The sequence below is a fragment of the Nostoc sp. DedQUE07 genome (genome assembly GCF_034530975.2).
Lineage (GTDB): Bacteria > Cyanobacteriota > Cyanobacteriia > Cyanobacteriales > Nostocaceae > Nostoc.
This window is the reverse complement of sequence record NZ_JAVRCC020000001.1, coordinates 150,442-168,683: the sequence shown is the minus strand read 5'-3', so window position 1 is coordinate 168,683 and position 18,242 is coordinate 150,442. Positions and strand designations below refer to the sequence as shown.

The 18,242-nt window shown below is 41.3% G+C and carries 6 protein-coding genes; all 6 read left to right on the top strand.

Going from position 1 to position 18,242, the window contains the following annotated elements:
* Window positions 1-59 precede the first annotated feature (59 nt).
* The 6 genes from RMZ95_RS00625 to RMZ95_RS00600 all read left to right on the top strand — a co-directional run bounded on the left by RMZ95_RS00625 (window position 60) and on the right by RMZ95_RS00600 (window position 18,204).
* The gene (locus RMZ95_RS00625) at window positions 60-1,202 is read left to right on the top strand and encodes an acyltransferase (RefSeq protein WP_322683109.1); all 1,143 of its coding nucleotides are present in this window, start codon (window positions 60-62) and stop codon (window positions 1,200-1,202) included.
* Window positions 1,203-1,268: 66 nt separating this feature from the next.
* Window positions 1,269-4,538: an amino acid adenylation domain-containing protein gene (locus RMZ95_RS00620; protein ID WP_322683110.1), complete on the top strand. Its 3,270-nt coding sequence runs from the start codon at window positions 1,269-1,271 to the stop codon at window positions 4,536-4,538.
* On the top strand, window positions 4,535-8,827 hold the full coding sequence (locus tag RMZ95_RS00615) for an amino acid adenylation domain-containing protein (protein ID WP_322683111.1): 4,293 nt from the start codon (window positions 4,535-4,537) through the stop codon (window positions 8,825-8,827). The genes RMZ95_RS00620 and RMZ95_RS00615 overlap by 4 nt, the downstream gene beginning before the upstream one ends.
* 268 nt (window positions 8,828-9,095) lie before the next feature.
* Window positions 9,096-11,375 (top strand): beta-propeller fold lactonase family protein, encoded by a 2,280-nt coding sequence (locus tag RMZ95_RS00610; protein ID WP_409882118.1) that lies wholly within the window; start codon window positions 9,096-9,098, stop codon window positions 11,373-11,375.
* A gap of 542 nt (window positions 11,376-11,917) precedes the next feature.
* Entirely contained in the window at window positions 11,918-14,383 is a 2,466-nt protein-coding gene (locus tag RMZ95_RS00605; protein ID WP_322683113.1) for a putative Ig domain-containing protein, read from the top strand.
* 809 nt (window positions 14,384-15,192) lie between these two features.
* The gene (locus RMZ95_RS00600; protein ID WP_322683114.1) at window positions 15,193-18,204 is read left to right on the top strand and encodes a peptidase domain-containing ABC transporter; all 3,012 of its coding nucleotides are present in this window, start codon (window positions 15,193-15,195) and stop codon (window positions 18,202-18,204) included.
* Window positions 18,205-18,242: the final 38 nt, after the last annotated feature.

Here is an 18,242-nt window from a genome sequence, read left to right as displayed (position 1 = left end):
AAGAATTTTTACAATTTTAATTGGATTGCTATAGATAGAAACTAAAACCAAAAACCTCAATGTATAAACACATCAAATCGCTCACTTCTTTACGCGGTATTGCAGCCTTGGTTGTTGTTATACACCATTTTTCTTACTACGGTTTACCGAAAACAGGTTCAACTTTATCAGCCTATACTAATTTTTTCCAAAATGGATATTTATGGGTTGATTTTTTCTTTATTCTGAGTGGTTTTATCATGACCCACGTTTATGTCGATACTTTTTGTTTAAAAGTCAGTTTAAAGAACTATCGTTCATATTTATTCTCGCGTTTTGCGAGAATTTATCCTCTGCATATATTTATTATTTTTCTATTTGTTGGATTAGAGGTTGTAAAATTATTTTTCCTAAACACTTCTGCTTTTACTGGTAAATTTAACTTAACGGCTCTTTTTTCCAATATTTTTCTTCTCCAAGCATTTGACATAAAGTGCCCACCTTTATTATGGTGTAATACTTATTGGAATGAGCCAGCTTGGTCAATAAGTGTAGAGTTTTTTATTTACTGCATATTTCCAATTTTATTATTAATTTTATTAAAAAATAAATTCAAAACTGATTTGATAATTTATAGTTCCACTCTCTTTTGCATATTACTACTAATCACCTTTACCCGTGGAAATTTAGATACTATTATTGGCATACCTTCAATAGCTAGATGTGGGCTAGAATGCATCCTTGGTATTATAACTTACAAAATTTATCATAGAGGTAATTATAAAAAGCATTTTAATCTTAATTTCCTGGCAATTATAGCTATAACTTGGATAATTTTGATTATGCATTATTACTGGCATAATTTTCGTAACATTCATGATTGGTTAATTTTACCAGCTTTTTCTCTACTGATTTTATCTGTATCTATCAACAACAAAAGTGTTATATCAAAGTTTCTCAATTCACAGTTAATGCTATATATCGGCACTATCTCTTACTCAATTTATATGGTTCATTGGTTTGTTCAAGAATTGTTAAAACTTTTCTGGCTTTATAAATTTCACGATGTTTTTGGCAAAGAATTCACAGAATATCAATCGTTGACATCTTTAGGAGTATTTCTTATGATTGTTTTATTGGCTGCATCATTGACATATAGATATGTAGAAGTCCCTGCACGTAATTATTTAAAATATACAATCTTAGCTAAACAAGGTATTTAAAGTCAGTAATCTAAAAAAGATTGAGATTTATCCACATTCAATAAACTGAGAAAATAATAGAGTTTTATGACCTTATCACCTGTAGATTACCAATCGACATTAACTGCGGTTGATTTTGATCCATTTGCAGATGGAGAATTACTTCTAACCGCCCCCGCTACAGAATCACAAAAAGAAATTTGGGCTTCTGTGCAAATGGGCGATGCTGCTAATTGTGCTTATAATGAGTCTCAATCTCTGCGACTAAAAGGCGAACTTGATGTCAAACTTTTCCAATCTGCGGTGGAAAAGTTAGTACAACGTCATGAAGCACTACGGACAACTTTTAGTACCGATGGCAATACACTCTGCATTGTTGCTTCTCGGCAAATTGAAATTCCTATTATTGAACTGTCTAACCTAGAAGCACAGGAAAAACAGGAAAAATTAGCTAGTATCTTGCGACAAGAGGTAGAGCAACCTTTTGATTTGGAACATGGGCCTCTCTTTCGGGCAAAAATTGTCAAATTGCAGCCGCAGGAGCATCTAGCTATTTTGACAGCCCATCATATTATTTGTGATGGTTGGTCTTGGGCTGTGCTGATGCCAGATTTGGGTAAATTTTATTCTGGCTTGCAACAGGGTATTGTTCCTGAATTAGAAGAACCAGACTACTTAAGTGAATATGCGATTTTGCAGGAAGAAGAGGCGGATAGTCCAGAAGCGATCGCCACAGAACAATACTGGTTACAACAATTCGCTGACTCTGTACCTGTACTGGATTTCCCTAGCGATCGCCCCCGTCCCCCACTCAGAACCTTTAACGCCGCCCGCGAAGATTGGCATTTAAATTCCGAATTAGTTGCCAACCTGAAACAACTAGGAACAAAACTCGGTTGTAGCTTTATGAATACGATCCTGGGAGGATTCGAGGTCTGGCTGCACCGTCTGACAGGACAAAACGATTTAGTTGTAGGTATTCCAGCCGCCGGACAAGCTGCTTTAGGACAATATAATCTCGTAGGTCACTGTGTTAATTTACTACCATTGCGTAGCCAGATTAATGGCGAAAAATCTTTCAGCGACTACTTGCAAACGCGGCGTTCGGCTGTCTTAGATGCTTATGACCATCAACAATTTACCTTTGGCAGTCTGGTCAAAAAATTAGTATTGCCACGGGATTCCAGCCGTATTCCCTTAGTACCAATTATATTTAATGTCGATCAAGCCTTAGACAGCGATCGACTTCCGTTTGTTAATTTAGAAGTAGAATTTTTCTCCAATCCCCGCGCCTTCGAGAATTTTGAACTGTTTATCAATGCTACGGAATCGCATGGTGAACTTATTCTGGAATGCCAGTACAACACTAATTTATTTGACGCTGATACTATCCGCCGCCGGATGGCAGAGTTTGAAACTTTGTTATTTGGTATAGTTGCTAACCCTAATCAAATTATTGCTAAATTGCCAATTTTGCCAGCAGTCGAGCAACAGTTATTAGCAACATGGAACAATACTCAAACAGCTTATCCCCAAAATATCTGCATTCACCAGCTGTTTGAAACTCAAGTGGAAAAGACTCCAGATGCGATCGCTGTAGTTTTTGAAGATGAACAAATTAGCTACCGCGAACTGAATCAGCGGGCCAATCAACTAGCCCATTATCTCCAAAGCTTAGGAGTCGGGCCAGAAGTTCTGGTTGGTCTATGTGTCGAGCGCAGCTTGGAAATGGTTGTAGGAGTTTTAGGCATTCTCAAAGCCGGGGGAGCTTATGTACCATTAGATTATGCTTATCCTCAAGAACGTTTAGCTTTCATGCTGCAAGATGCTCAGGTGTCAGTGCTATTAACGCAGCAGAAGCTAAAATCAGGACTACCCAACCATCAAGCAGAGATTGTTTGCCTGGATACCAACTGGCAATCTATAAATAATTATGGGTTAGATAACCCGACAGATAACGTCACTGCCAATAACTTAGCCTACGTCATCTATACATCTGGCTCGACAGGTCAACCGAAAGGCGTTCAAATTCAACATCAGAGTGCTGTTAATCTCCTTCAGGCGATCGCTAAAGAACCCGGTTTAACTGCTGAGGATACTCTCCTCTCTGTTACTAGCCTATCCTTTGATATTGCCGTTTCAGAAATTTTTCTACCCCTGTCTGTAGGTGCGAAGTTAGTGTTGGTAAGCCGTGAAGTTGCGGCTGACGGGACACAACTGTTAAAAACGCTAACCTCCTCCGGGGCAACCTTTATGCAACCGACACCAGTTACTTGGCGGTTATTACTGGCAGCCGGATGGCAAGGTAGTCCTCAACTCAAGATGATTTCCACAGGTGAAGCCTTACCTAGAGACCTCGCAAATCAATTATTACCGAAGGGAGCTTGTTTGTGGAACCTTTACGGCCCTACAGAAACAACGATTTGGTCAACAGGTTACAAGGTGACAACGGCAAATAAAGCAATAGGCATTGGTTACCCTCTAGCTAATACGCAAATCTACATTTTAGACTCCCATTTACAACCCGTTCCCATTGGTATATCAGGTGAGTTGTATATTGGTGGCGAAGGACTAGCAAGAGGATATCTAAATCGTCCCGAACTAACTGCTGAAAGATTTATTTCTAATCCCTTCAGTTCAAACCCGAAATCGCGCTTATACAAAACTGGAGATTTGGCTCGTTATTTACCAGATGGACATATTGAATACTTGGGTCGTATCGACTATCAGGTAAAACTGCGTGGTTTCCGCATAGAATTGGGTGAAATTGAAACCGCACTCCTGCAACATCCAGGAGTAAAAGAAGCTGTTGTAATTGTTCGAGAAGACATTCCTAATGAGACTAGTTTAGTCGGTTATATTGTTGCCGAAACAGGTCAAGATAGCTTGGAAGTGATTTCGCAATTGCGTCGATTCTTGAAACAACAACTTCCTGATTTTATGGTGCCAACGATTTTTATGGCACTAGAAGCTATGCCGTTAACCCCCAATGGCAAAGTCGATCGCAAGGCATTGCCAAAGCCTGATGCTTCCCGCCCGGAACTGGAGGCAAATTATGTAGCACCTCGCACTCCCATTGAACAGCAGATTGCAGATATCTGGGCGCAGGTTCTTAATGTCAAACAGGTTGGGATTAACGACAACTTTTTTGAATTGGGTGGATATTCTCTACTAGGAATTCAAGTGATTTCTCGAATGCGCCAAGCGTTGCAAGCAGAAATTTTGATGTCCAATTTATTTGAATTACCAACGGTAGCAGATTTGGCTGAACGAGTGGAAACTCTGCGGTGGGCAGCCCAAGGCGTTCAAGCTGCTGAGAGTGCAACAGCTGATGATTACGAGGAAGGTGAGCTATGAAAACATTAGATGAACTACTATCTGAGCTGCGTCAGCGCGATGTCAAACTTTGGCTAGAGGGCGAACGCTTACGCTATCGGGCGGCAAAAGATAGTTTCACACCAGAATTGCTAACCGAGTTAAAAACTCAAAAAGCCGAAATCATCAACTTTCTCCGACAAATTAACACAGCCGCCAGTTCCCAGATTCCCCCAATTGTCGCTTGTGAACGGAATGGTAACTTGCCGCTTTCCTTTGGTCAGCAACGGATATGGTTCCTCCATCAGTTTGAACCTGATAGTTCCTCAAATAATATGCCAGTTGTCGTGCGTTTTACGGGGAACCTTAATGTTGCTGTCTTAGAGGAAAGTTTAAGAGAAGTCGTCCGTCGCCATGAAGTTCTGCGGACAACTTTTCCAGCAGTGAATGGAAAGCCCACTCAAGTCATTGCCACCGATGTTTCCTTGACATTGCCAATAATTGACTTGCGGCAAGTACCAGATGAACAGCGAGAAGCAGAAGCTCACCTACTGGCAACTAAAGAAGCTCATCAACCCTTCGATTTAGGCAACGGGCCAATTTTGCGAGTGTTACTGCTGCGATTGAGCGATCGCGAACATCTGCTAATTTGGAATATGCACTGCATAGTTTGTGATGGTGCTTCATCCGATCTGTTTTATCAAGACCTGATTACCATCTATAAAGCATCATCAGCAGGTCAGGTTTCTCCTTTAACTCCCTTACCAGTGCAGTATGCTGATTTTACCAATTGGCAATATCAATGGCTCCAGGGAGAAGTTTTAGAGTCACAGGTAAACTACTGGAAGCAAAAGCTAGAAGGCAATTTACCGATCGTTGAGTTACCTTACGATCGCCCCCGTCCTCAAGGAGTGCAAACCTATCGAGGCGATCGCGCGGCCCTCCTGCTATCAAAGACGCTGAACCATGCCCTAACAGACATGAGTCAAAAATGGGGTGTCACCCTGTTCATGACTCTACTGGCAGCATTTGAGCTATTGCTCTACCGTTATTCTGGACAAGAAGACCTACTAATTAACTTTGCAAGTGCAGGTCGAGGACAAGTTGAAACTGAGGGGCTGATTGGATTTTTTTCTAATACTCTTGTACTGCGGAGTAACTTTGCAGGAAATCCAACTTTCCGAGAATTATTAGAGCGAGTGCGTAAGGATTGTTTAGAAGCTTATACCCATCAAGACCTACCCTTTGAGAAGCTAATTGAAGAACTTAAACCAGAACAGCGAAGTCGCAATAGTTCACCCCTGTTCCAGGTAAAATTTTCCCTCAATCCTCCTTGGTCGAATGGTCGTGGCATGGCATCAGTGCAACTACCTGATTTGACTATCACTTCTTTATTTGGCTACATCTATCATGGCAAAACCAAATACGATCTGACGTTGGTCTTGCGGGAACAGGATAATGGTCTAGGCATGGTATTTGATTACAATGCCGAGATGTTTGATGCCAGTACCATAGAGCGGATGTTGGGACACTTCAAAACTTTACTCGAAGGTATTGTTGCTAATCCCGATCGCCCGATTGCTGAATTACCCCTGTTGACAGCACCCGAACAACATCAATTGTTAGTTGAGTGGAATAGCAAACTAGCTGATTATCCTCAGCATACTTGTATCCATCAGTGGTTTGAAAATCAAGCTAAAGCCACTCCAAATAATATTGCAGTCAGTTTTGAAAATCAGCAACTAACTTATCAGGAACTCAACCACCGTGCAAATCAACTAGCCTACTATTTGCAAACTTTAGGGGTAGAATCGGGGGTACTCATCGGTCTTTATCTAGAGCCTTCCCTGGAGATGATTGTGGGGCTGTTGGGTATTTTGAAAGTCGGTGGAACTTACGTACCCATCGCTCCGACATCTGGGCAAGATGGTCTGGCTGTCATTTTAGAAGATGCCCAAATATCTTTGGTGTTAACCCAAAGCTCATTAGTTGAGAAGTTCTCTAAGCATCAGGCACAAGCTATCTGTTTGGATAGTGATTGGGAAGTTATTGCCGTACACGTGACTGAAAATCCAGAAAGTTATGGCACAGATCGGACTCTCGCCTGTGTAATGTATGTGTCCGGCTGCAATGGAAAACCCAACGGTATAGCTATTACCCACCATAATCTTGTCACCCACAGCTTGGCAATTAGCGAAACTTGGGAGTTGACTCAGAGCGATCGCCTACTACTCATACCTAATATCAGTTGCGATACTTTCATTGAATCACTCTTTCCCACTTGGATTACTGGTGCTACTGCAATTCTCCAATCTCAGGAGATGCAATCGACGACGCAGTTTTTCCCATTCATTGCTCAACAACAAATTACTGTTGTTAATCTAGCCACGTCTTTTTGGTATGAGTTAGTCAAGGAGCTATCTGTGTCTCCCCAAAGCTTACCAGCCAACTTGCGCTTAGTCATAGTTGGTGGTGAAAAAGTCTCACAGCAAGCTTATCTAACTTGGGTAGAAAAAGTTGGCAAGCAATTACGCTGGCTGAATGCTTATGGATCGCTAGAAACAACCTTAACCGCCACGGTTTACGACCCGGAAACTGCCACTGAAGACAGCACTCGGTCAGAAATTCCTATAGGAAAAGCGATCGCTAATACTCAAATCTACATCCTCGATCGGCGATCGCAACTCCTCCCTATTGGTGTAACTGGTGAAATCTACATCAGCGGTATCGGTGTTACCCAAGGCTACTTTAATCGTCCCGAATTAACATCTGAGAAATTTATCCCCAATCCCTTTAGCAGCGAATCTGGAGCATACCTTTACAGAACTGGTGACTTAGGACGCTACTTAAGTGACGGCAACATTGAGTTTGTGGGTCGCTTAGACAATCAGATAAAAATTCGCGGCTTTCGTATTGAGTTGGCTGAAATTGAAACAACTTTGGGTCAATATCCAGGCATACAAAAAACTGTGGTGATTGCCAAAGAAGATGTTCTTGGGGATAAAAGTTTAGTTGCTTATGTTGTTCCCAAACAAGGAGAAACTTTTGCGAGCGAGCAACTGCTGACTTTTCTCCTGCAAAAGTTACCTGAACCTTTGTTGCCTTCTGCCTTTTTCATCGTCGATTCTCTACCATTAAATGTTAATCGGGAAGTCGATCGCCAAGCCTTCTCTGCGCTGAATCCAACTAATTCTAAAATAGGAAAAATATTTGCCACAGCAGAAGATCCATTACAACTTCAATTAACTAAAATCTGGGAAAACCTTTTAGGTATTCATCCCATTGGCATAAAAGACAACTTTTTTGATTTGGGTGGAAACTCCCTACTTGCAGTACACCTGTTTTCTCAGATTGAAAAGACATTTGGTTTAAATCTGCCCTTAGCTATTCTTTTACAATCTTCAACCATTGAGCAATTAACTAATTTTATTCGCCAGCAAGGGTTTTTGCCGGAAAGCCATAATCAGGTTGAGAGTAATACTAGTAACAACTCAGAAAAATCGATGCCTTGGTCATCACTAGTACCAATGCAGCCCAACGGTTCTAAGCCACCTCTGTTTTGCATCCATGCAATTGGTTTAAGTGTTCTCTACTACCGAGATTTATCACTTCATTTAGGTGAAAATCAGCCATTTTATGCACTACAAGCACGAGGATTAAACGGCAAAGAAGCTCCCTTTACCAAGCTTGCACAAATGGCGGCTCATTACATCAAAGAAATACAAACTATTCAACCTGAAGGCCCTTATTTTTTGGGTGGCTCCTCCTTTGGCGGACTAGTAGCTTGGGAAATGGCTCAACAACTCGTAAAGCAAGGTCAAAAAGTAGCTTTGTTAGCTTTATTTGATACCACTGGCCCAAATTATATTAAACAAGCGCCATTAGAAAAGCGAGTTTCTCAGCATTGGGACAACCTGACAAAACTTGGGACTAATTACGTACTTGAGCAAATAAGAAATAAAAGTTCTTGGCTGAAGTATAAACTTCAAGAGAAGTTCCGAAAATTTATCTTTAAATTTTCCTTAAGAATCTGGCGGACTGTACCTTATAACTACCGGAAATTAACAATCGAAGAGGCCAATAAACAGGCAGCTAGAGAATACGTTCTAAAAGCTTATCCAGGTCGAGTCACTGTATTCCGAGCAGATGAGCGCAATGCATTGGAAAAACGGGAGGTTGACCCCAAAATGGGTTGGAGTGAAATGGTCTTAGGAGATTTGGATATTCAAAATGTCCCAGGAAACCACGACTCTATTTTTAGAGAACCCCATGCCCGAACTCTAGCTGAAAAGATGAGGGCTTGTATAGATCGAGCTATTGTAGACATCTAAAATTCATCTAATTTGCAGAAATGGTTATAACTTTCAACCTCATCTCGCTTCCGGGATGGGGTTGTTTTATTTGTGGGGAATAACTTTAACTATCTATGTATAAATTCAATCGCCACTCAAGCCCTGACATCAGTCATAATCTGGAAAATACCTAGTATATCTACTGAGGCTTGAATAAAAATCAGACAATAAGCTATATAGTACATTCTTCTCTTTTACTAGAAAAGAATATTACTTTTACAAACTATTTTGCAATCTCAAGGGAAATATGACGCAGAAAATCTTGAATTTTGTAGAAGTTCAAAAAGATAATACAAATGGTGTCGATGGGCTTGGTGGTGCTAAATCCCTCACCGTCAGCCCCGATGGAAAATTCCTCTATGCTGCTGGATATGATGACTCGGCTGTAGCTGTGTTTGAGCGAGATACAACCACAGGCGCACTAAGTTTTGTAGAAGTTCAACAAGATAATACAAATGGTGTCGATGGACTTGCTGGTGCTGAATCCCTCACCGTCAGTCCCGATGGAAAATTCCTCTATGCTGCTGGATATGATGACTCGGCTGTAGCTGTGTTTGAGCGGGATACAACCACAGGCGCGCTGAGTTTTGTAGAAGTTCAACAAGATGATACAAATGGTGTCGATGGACTTGGTGGTGCTGAATTCCTCACAGTCAGCCCCGATGGAAAATTTCTCTATGCTGCTGGATATGATGACTCGGCTGTAGCTGTGTTTGAGCGAGATACAACCACAGGCGCGCTGAGTTTTGTAGAAGTTCAAAAAGATGATACAAATGGCGTAGATGGACTTGCTGGTGCTAAATCTCTCACAGTCAGCCCCGATGGAAAATTTCTCTATGCTGCTGGATATGATGACTCGGCTGTAGCTGTGTTTGAGCGGGATACAACCACAGGCAAACTAAGTTTTGTGGAAGTTCAACAAGATAATACAAATGGTGTCGATGGGCTTGGTGGTGCTAAATCCCTCACCGTCAGCCCCGATGGAAAATTCCTCTATGCTGCTGGATATGATGACTCGGCTGTAGCTGTGTTTGAACGGGATACAACCACAGGCAAACTAAGTTTTGTTGAAGTTCAAAAAGATGATACAGATGGTGTCGATGGACTTGGTGGTGCGGCTTCTGTAACTCTCAGCTCCGATGGCAAATACCTTTATACTGCTGGATATGATGACTCGGCGGTGGCGCTGTTTAGTACGCCTTTCAATCATGCGCCAGAGGTGGCAAATGAAATTCTTGACCAAGAAACCACCGAAGATAGTGTCTTCAATTTCACCCTTCCAGTTGACACCTTTAGCGATGCAGATGTTGAAGATACCCTGACTTACACTGCAACTCTAGAAAATGATGACCTACTGCCTACTTGGTTAAAGTTCGATCCTGCTACCCTTACCTTCAGTGGGACTCCGACAAAAAAGGATGTAGGTAATCTAAACATCAAAGTCACTGCTAAAGATATTGCTGGAGAGGAAGCTAGTGATATATTTACACTTGGAGTTGCCGATAAAAATACTCCTACTACTCTATTCACATTAATTACAGGCGATATCTTTAGTGTCAAGACTAAGCTGAAGACTAAAGGCAATAAAGCAAAAATCTCCATCAAAATTAAAACCAGCACTTTTAAACAGGTGAATGAACTGTGTGTATTTAATGTTGATGATGATGAAGGTAAGATTGATGGCATAGCTCCTGGTGCAGAAGGCTATACAAAAGCTGCTCTTTTACGCTCCAAGGTGATTTTCTTCTCCCTTGCTAATATGCCCAAGGGTTTCAAGCATGACGATGTGAATAACGTCTTAGAATTTGACTCTAATACCAAACTCCGATTCTATAGCGTATCCAACAGTACTACTCAGGCTGTACTGTCTGGAAAAGCCTCTTTTTCAAGTGTCGTTTTTTCCTCAGCCACAAATACCAACACACAAGAGGAAGGGTTTTCTCTCAACTTCCAAGATTTCGCTGTAACGGTTCAGGCAACAAATCAAGAAATATCTTTGGGTACAAATTTGCAAGGCAAAAAGGAAGGCGAACTGATTGATTTACGGGGTGTAGGACAATCGGTAAAGGCTGACTTTAAGGTTTATAGAGAAGCTGCATTGAATAACTTTGTCGGTTTTTATCAGGTGGCTGATGAGAATGGTGGCATTGACACCAATAGCGATGGTAAAGCAGATATTCTCGTTGGACAAGCAGGTTATGCCGAAGCCGCTGTGCGTAAACGTGTTACAGGCGTTGACTTGACGGTAAGCAATCAAGGTTCGGCAACATCTACCAGCACTTTCGGAACTGATTCGCTATTTGCACCCTTTATTATTATCAATGGTAAAGCGGATAAGTTTCTTGATAATAATGCCAATAACGATCCGAAGATTTACTTCTCATTTTTGGGTGCTAACTCAGATAAGGTAGATCACATTCGACTGTTGGGAAATAACACCTTTGGTTTTGAAGATTTAGCCAATGGTGGTGATAAAGATTACAACGATATGATTGTACAAATAAATTTGAGTGTCAATCTTGCCTAGAGCGAAGGCGAGTAATTACTTAGAAAAATAATACAACCTCATCCCGGTTGCGGGGTGAGGTTTTTTTCTGCATGGCGATTACATGGACTCATATATGTATAAATGCGATCGCCAATAAAACCTTTGCATCAGTCCTAAACCTGTGCATCAGCGTGTTATAGGCATTTTTTGACGGTGAATAACCAAAAGACAGTTAATTACACCGCAACTTTCAAAGCTGATTCTCTGTTTGCGCCATTTATTATTATTGATGGTATGGTAATATCGAGCCGAAAGTTTAGGCAGTATATTTACTGAAGTTTACCATTAGCTTTTTATATTTATATTAGGATTCCGATTTAATTTTTGAAAACATCCTGAGACTGAAAAGCCGATTTTATCAGGATTTTATCTAAAATCTTGTTCAGATATCAAATATGATTCTTATATCAGTTTAATAATTGACTCCTTGGCTATGCCAAAAAAATCCTGCTTCTAGGTGATTTCCAGGATATAGCACACAACGGCTGCAACGAAAAAACTATTAATTAATAAGAGTAATTATGTCAGACACCATCTCGATGGCGATCGCAAAAGAGCCAACTCAAGACTTGTATGAGCAAATACCTGCTACTCACTTAGTTTTCATCGACTCACAGGTTGAGAACTACCAAAGTCTGGTAGCAGGTGTATTGCCGAACACCTCTGTTGTAGTCTTAGATCCTGACCAGAATGGCATTGAACAAATTAGCCAAGTGCTGGCAACTCATCGGGAAATCAATACCCTACACATTGTTTCTCACGGCGCACCAGGGCAAGTTTATCTGGGGAACAGTCAACTCAGCTACCAAACCCTTAACCATTATGCTCGGCAACTCATGGACTGGGCAAATGTTTTGAGTGCAGATGCACAACTGCTGTTGTATGGTTGCGAAGTCGGGCAAACAGAGCAAGGTAAAGCATTTGTACAGCGCCTGAGTGAATTCACAGGTGCAGTAGTAGCGGCGTCTGATAACTTAACGGGGAGTACTGCATTAGGTGGTGACTGGGAACTGGAAGTTTCTACGAGGGCAATTGTTCCTACTCTGGCGTTTCAGCCAGAAGTAATGGCAGTTTACGCTTCAGTACTAACTGCTCCACTCTTGTCCAAGGCGATCGCAGACCAAAAAGCCACCCCAGGTATTCTCTTCAGCTTCGCTGTACCAGATGACATTTTCACCGATCCAGATGTCGGAGATAGCCTTACCTACACTGCAACTCTGGACAACGATACGCCTTTGCCGACAGGGTTGAAGTTCGATGCTGCTACCAAGACTTTCAGTGGTACTCCCGATAATGGGGACGTAGGTAGTCTAAACATCAAAGTTACCGCTAAGGATGTTGGTGGAGAAACAGCCAGTGATGTGTTTAAACTCACTGTTGATACTCCTCCAGTCTTGTCCAAGGCGATCGTAGACCAACAAGCCACTCAAGGTATTCTCTTCAGCTTCACTGTACCAGATGACACTTTTACTGACCCAGATGTCGGAAATACCCTTACCTACACTGCAACTCTGCCCGACGATACGCCTTTGCCGACAGGGTTGAAGTTCGATGCTGCTACTAGGACTTTCAGTGGCACTCCTGAAAATCAAGACGTAGGTAGTATAAACATCAAAGTTACCGCTCAAGATTTTGCAGGAGAGCAAGCCAGTGATGTGTTTAAAATCACGATTAATAATGTCAACGATCCTCCAGTCTTAGTAAAAGAAATTGCAGACCAACAAGTTACCGAAGACACACTTTTCAACTTCACTCTCCCAGCTGACACCTTTAGCGATGTGGATGCTGGAGACATCCTCACCTACACTGCAACCCTGGAAAATGATGAGCTACTACCCACTTGGTTGAACTTCAATCCTACTACCTTTACCTTCAGTGGTACTCCTGAGAATGAGGACGTAGGTAGTTTGAATATCAAAGTCACAGCTAAGGATATTGCTGGAGAGGAAGCCAGTGATGTGTTTCAACTTACGGTTGCTGACAATACTCCTGTAGTGACAATTACAGGTGATATCTTTAGTGTCAAGACTAAGCTGAACATTAAAGATGATAAAGCAAAACTCTCAGTCAAGATTAAAAACAACACCTCTAAAGAGGTGAATGAACTAAATGTATTTACTGTTGACGATGAAGAAGGTAGGATTAACGGCATAGCTCCTGGTGCAGAAGGCTATACACAAGCGGCTCTTTTGCGTTCAAAGGTGGTTTTCTCCACTCTTGCCAATTTGCCTAATGGTTTTAATCCCGCCGACCTGAAAAACATATTAGAATTCAACTCTGATACTAAACTCAGATTTTATCTAGTATCCAACAGTACTACTCAAGCTGTAGTGTCTGGAAAAACCCCCTTCTCAAGTGTGCTTTTTTCCTCAGGTACAAATAACAACATAGAAGCTCAAGGATTTTCTCTTAATTTTCAGAATTTGGTAGTGGATATTCAGCCAACCAATCAAGAGGTATCTTTAGGTACTGGTCTGCAAGGCGAATATCAAGGCGAACTGATTGATTTACGGAGTGTGACACAATCGGTAACAGCTGAGTTTCAAGTCAACAGAGAGGCATCTTACAATAACTTTGTCGGCTTTTATCAGGTGGCTGATGAAAATGGTGGTATTGACACCAATGGCGATGGTACGGCAGATATTCTCGTTGGCCAGGCTGGCTACGCCGAAGCTGCTGTGCGTGGGCGTGTTGCAGGCATTGACTTGACGGTAGGCAACCAAGGCAGTGCAAATTACACTGGCACTTTCGAGCCGAATTCTTTGTTTGCACCATTTATTATTGTGGATGGCAGACCCGATACGATTCTCAATGGCAATAGCAATAAGAATGTTTACTTCACATTTTTAGGTGCTAATTCAGATAAGGTAGATCACATTCGACTATTGGGAAATAACACCTTTGGTTTTGAGGATTTACCAAATGGTGGTGACAAAGATTACAACGATGTGATTGTGCAGGTCAATTTGAGTGCCAATCTTGCCTAGTATTGAAGGCGAGTAATTACTTAGAAAAATAAAACAACCTCATCCCGGTTGCGGCATGAGGTTGTTTTATGCGTAGTGATTAAATGGACTCGCTATTAATTAAACTAGTAAATTTACTGAAGGCAGTTATTGTCTTTCCTTCATAAATTTAATAGTTGATTCCTCTAGGGTGAAAAAATCTTCCGCTTTACTTTTCAAGTTAATTTTTATTAAATTAAGCTAGCAAAAAAGTGATGGAGAATTATTTCATAATTAGGTATAGGTGATGTTTAACAAGGAAAACTCCTGTTTTTTCGCCATAAATGATATTGTCAATCCCTGTATTCGAGAATTTGTAAAAAATAATTCAGAAATTTAAAGTTTTTTTTATTACATAATTCTTAATTAGGGTATTTACTTAGAAAAGCATCTGTGATATTTTCATGTTGACTATCATAAAGTGAAATATACAGCGCTAAATTTAACAACCACGTTTATGTATTTTGATTTGATGATAAGTATCCATCTTGCATAGTTGCAATAAAGATTGATTTTATTTGTATAAATTATGTAGCGTTAACCAAGTGATAACTTGTCCTCGATCTATTTATAGTATGCTTTATTTTGAAAAACGCATAACAATCGTCCCCGTGTGATATAAATACAGGTCTGCAATTAGACGAACTTGCCCTCTGTGCTTTTACACATTTAAACACCTGAATTCCACAGAAGTCTTGTCACTGCTGGCATAAAACCAAACACTGCCACTGTTAGTAAAAGAGATACTCCCTAATATTTTCGACTTAATTCCTCACTTTAACTTGTTTTATATGACTTATATTAAGAACACTTTTCCCGAATTTCTCACCACCCTAGAAGGGTTTGAGAAATTGCCAGATGGAGCGATCGCTAATTTATCAGAACAACTGCAAGCCTGGCGCTATCGCATAGGCCAGAAAATCATCGGTAAAGAAAGTCTCCCGGAAAACATCACCATCATTTATGAGGGACAAGTGCGGCTGTTGGGATACGATCCCCAGACGCAATTGCCAATCACCCTAAAATTACTACAACCGGGGGAAATTATCGGTGAAATTGGTTTGTTACGCGATGTCGCCTGTGAAACAGCGATCGCTTCTACCGAAGTAGTATGTTTAACCTTGAGTGCATCAGCATATTTTAGCTTCCTAGCTTCATACCCAGCTTTTGCCGAAGCTCGGAAGAACCGCAGTTATTTGGTAGAAGTTTTCGATATTCTCGCTTCCTATTGGCAAAAACAAGCGATCGCCACTTTAAATTTCAGAGAATTGGCAGAAAAAGCCTTACCCCAAGCGAAAATATATTATCTACCTTCAGGAAAAACTCCATTTAACCAACTGGATAGCAAAAGCGTTTGGTTTGTGAGTGGCGGTGGTACAGTCACGAATTTTTCACCTAGCGATCGCCTAGAACCAGACGATGACAGAGACAAAATTCAGGTCATCGGTCAAAACCCCGCACGGTTGCTTGGTATACATCCGTCAGATTTGATCTTAGAAGATAGTCATGAAATAGAACTTGCAATAACTGAAACTAGAGTAGATAGAGATAGCGCTGACGACCTAGATATTATTCCCTACGCATCAGACGAAATAGTTCCACAGCCAGCCCCCCAAAACTCAAAGAATGCGTCAAAACAAAAATATCCATTTTTTGGCGGTAAAGGAGAACTAAATTCAGCCTTCGCCTGCTTCCAAATGATCGCGAAGCACCTAGAAATGCCGTTTCGTCGCGAGGTGGTTCGCCGCATCTTAACTGAGCAAATCAAACGTCAAGGGACTATATCGTTTCAAGTTACTGCTTACCTGGCAGAGTTAATTGGACTGAAGGCGCAGTTGATAGAGTTACCAGTCGCTTCAGTCACGCGCATTCCGACACCTGCGCTGATTCGCTACGGTGATAATTTTGCCGTTTTATATGAAGTAGATGCCAATACCGTGGTTGTGGGTGTTCCATCCAAAGGAATTGTGCGCTGCAAACCCGCTCAATTGGTTGAACAATTAGATGTCGATCCAACTGACTTTCCGCCCAAAGTTCGGGTATTACTGCTGACTGCGACCAACCAAACACCCCAAGAACGTTTTAGTTTACGGTGGTTTCTGCCCTACTTGTCAAAGCACCGTCGAGTCCTAATAGAGGTCTTTATCGCTTCCTTTTTCGTGCAGTTGGCAGCGTTGGCAAATCCTTTAGTCGTTCAGTTAATTATCGACAAAGTTATCACTCAAAATAGTATTGGTACACTACATATTTTGGGGGTTTTGCTCTTAGTTGTCGGGCTATTTGAAGCAGTATTGACTACCTTACGAACCTACTTATTTGTCGATACCACTAACCGGATCGATATGGGTTTAGGGTCGCAAATTATTGACCACTTACTACGTTTACCACTGCGCTACTTTGAACGCCGACCGGTGGGCGAACTTTCCACTCGCATCAACGAACTAGAAAATATCCGCCAATTCTTGACTGGTACTGCTTTAACAGTCGGATTAGATGCTTTGTTTTCGCTGGTCTATATCGGTGTAATGCTGATTTACAGTTGGCAACTCACCTTAGTAGGCTTAAGCACAATTCCAATATTTGTGATTATCACTTTAGTTGCTTCTCCCACCATTAGCAGACAGTTACGTGGTAAAGCCGAACGCAACGCCGAAACTCAATCTTATTTAGTGGAGGTGATGTCAGGAATTCAAACAGTAAAAGCGCAAAATATCGAATTGCGATCGCGCTTTTCCTGGCAAGAACGTTACGCCCGGTTTGTCGCTGCTGGTTTTAAAACCGTTGTTACTTCTACCCTCGCTAACTCTACCAGCAACTTTCTCAACAAACTCAGCAGCTTACTAGTTTTGTGGGTAGGAGCTTATTTAGTACTGCAACAAGAATTAACTTTAGGCGAATTAATTGCCTTTAGGATTATATCGGGTTACGTCACCAGCCCAATATTACGTTTAGCTCAACTCTGGCAAAGCTTCCAAGAAACTGCCTTGTCTCTAGAGCGTTTAAGCGATATTGTCGATACCCCACAAGAAGGAGAAACAGACCGCTACAATATACCTTTACCTACGATTAAGGGAGCAGTGAAATATGAAAATGTTTCCTTCCGTTTTGGCACAAGCGGCCCTCTGCAACTTTCTAATGTCAACCTGGAATTTGAGCCAGGTAAATTTATCGGCATCGTCGGGCAAAGTGGGTCTGGTAAAAGTACGATGATGAAATTACTGCTGAGACTTTACGAAACGGAGTCTGGCAGAATTTTGATTGATGGTTATGATATTGCCAAAGTGGAACTTTATTCGTTGCGACGACAAATTGGCGTAGTTCCCCAAGAAACATTATTGTTTGACGGCAGCGTTCAAGAAAATATTGCCCTAACCAATCCCGATGCCACAACCGAAGAAATTATCGAAGCGGCTCAGGTTGCGTGCGCCCACGAGTTTATCATGAACTTACCCAACGGTTACAACACACGGGTGGGAGAACGGGGTTCTGCACTTTCAGGTGGACAACGACAAAGAATTGCGATCGCTCGTTCAGTTTTACAACGACCAAAATTATTAGTTTTAGACGAAGCAACTAGCGCATTAGATTATCCCACAGAACGGCAAATATGTCTCAACTTAGCCAAAGCATTCAAAGGCGATACAGTATTTTTTATTACCCACCGACTGAATACTGTCAGTAATGCAGATATGATTGTTGTGATGGATAATAGCAGAGTTATAGAACAAGGTAGCCATCAAGAATTAATGGCTACTAAGGGTCATTATTATTACCTGTATCAGCAACAAGATGTAAACTTGTAATTAGTCATTCTTGAGGGCAAAGGTTTTTGGCATCGGGA

Excerpts from the sequence above, each read along its gene's own strand:
- RMZ95_RS00625 (WP_322683109.1), top strand. The coding sequence starts at position 60 with ATGTATAAACACATCAAATCGCTCACTTCTTTACGCGGTATTGCAGCC.
- RMZ95_RS00620 (WP_322683110.1), top strand. The coding sequence starts at position 1,269 with ATGACCTTATCACCTGTAGATTACCAATCGACATTAACTGCGGTTGAT.
- RMZ95_RS00615 (WP_322683111.1), top strand. The coding sequence starts at position 4,535 with ATGAAAACATTAGATGAACTACTATCTGAGCTGCGTCAGCGCGATGTC.
- RMZ95_RS00610 (WP_409882118.1), top strand. The coding sequence starts at position 9,096 with ATGACGCAGAAAATCTTGAATTTTGTAGAAGTTCAAAAAGATAATACA.
- RMZ95_RS00605 (WP_322683113.1), top strand. The coding sequence starts at position 11,918 with ATGTCAGACACCATCTCGATGGCGATCGCAAAAGAGCCAACTCAAGAC.
- RMZ95_RS00600 (WP_322683114.1), top strand. The coding sequence starts at position 15,193 with ATGACTTATATTAAGAACACTTTTCCCGAATTTCTCACCACCCTAGAA.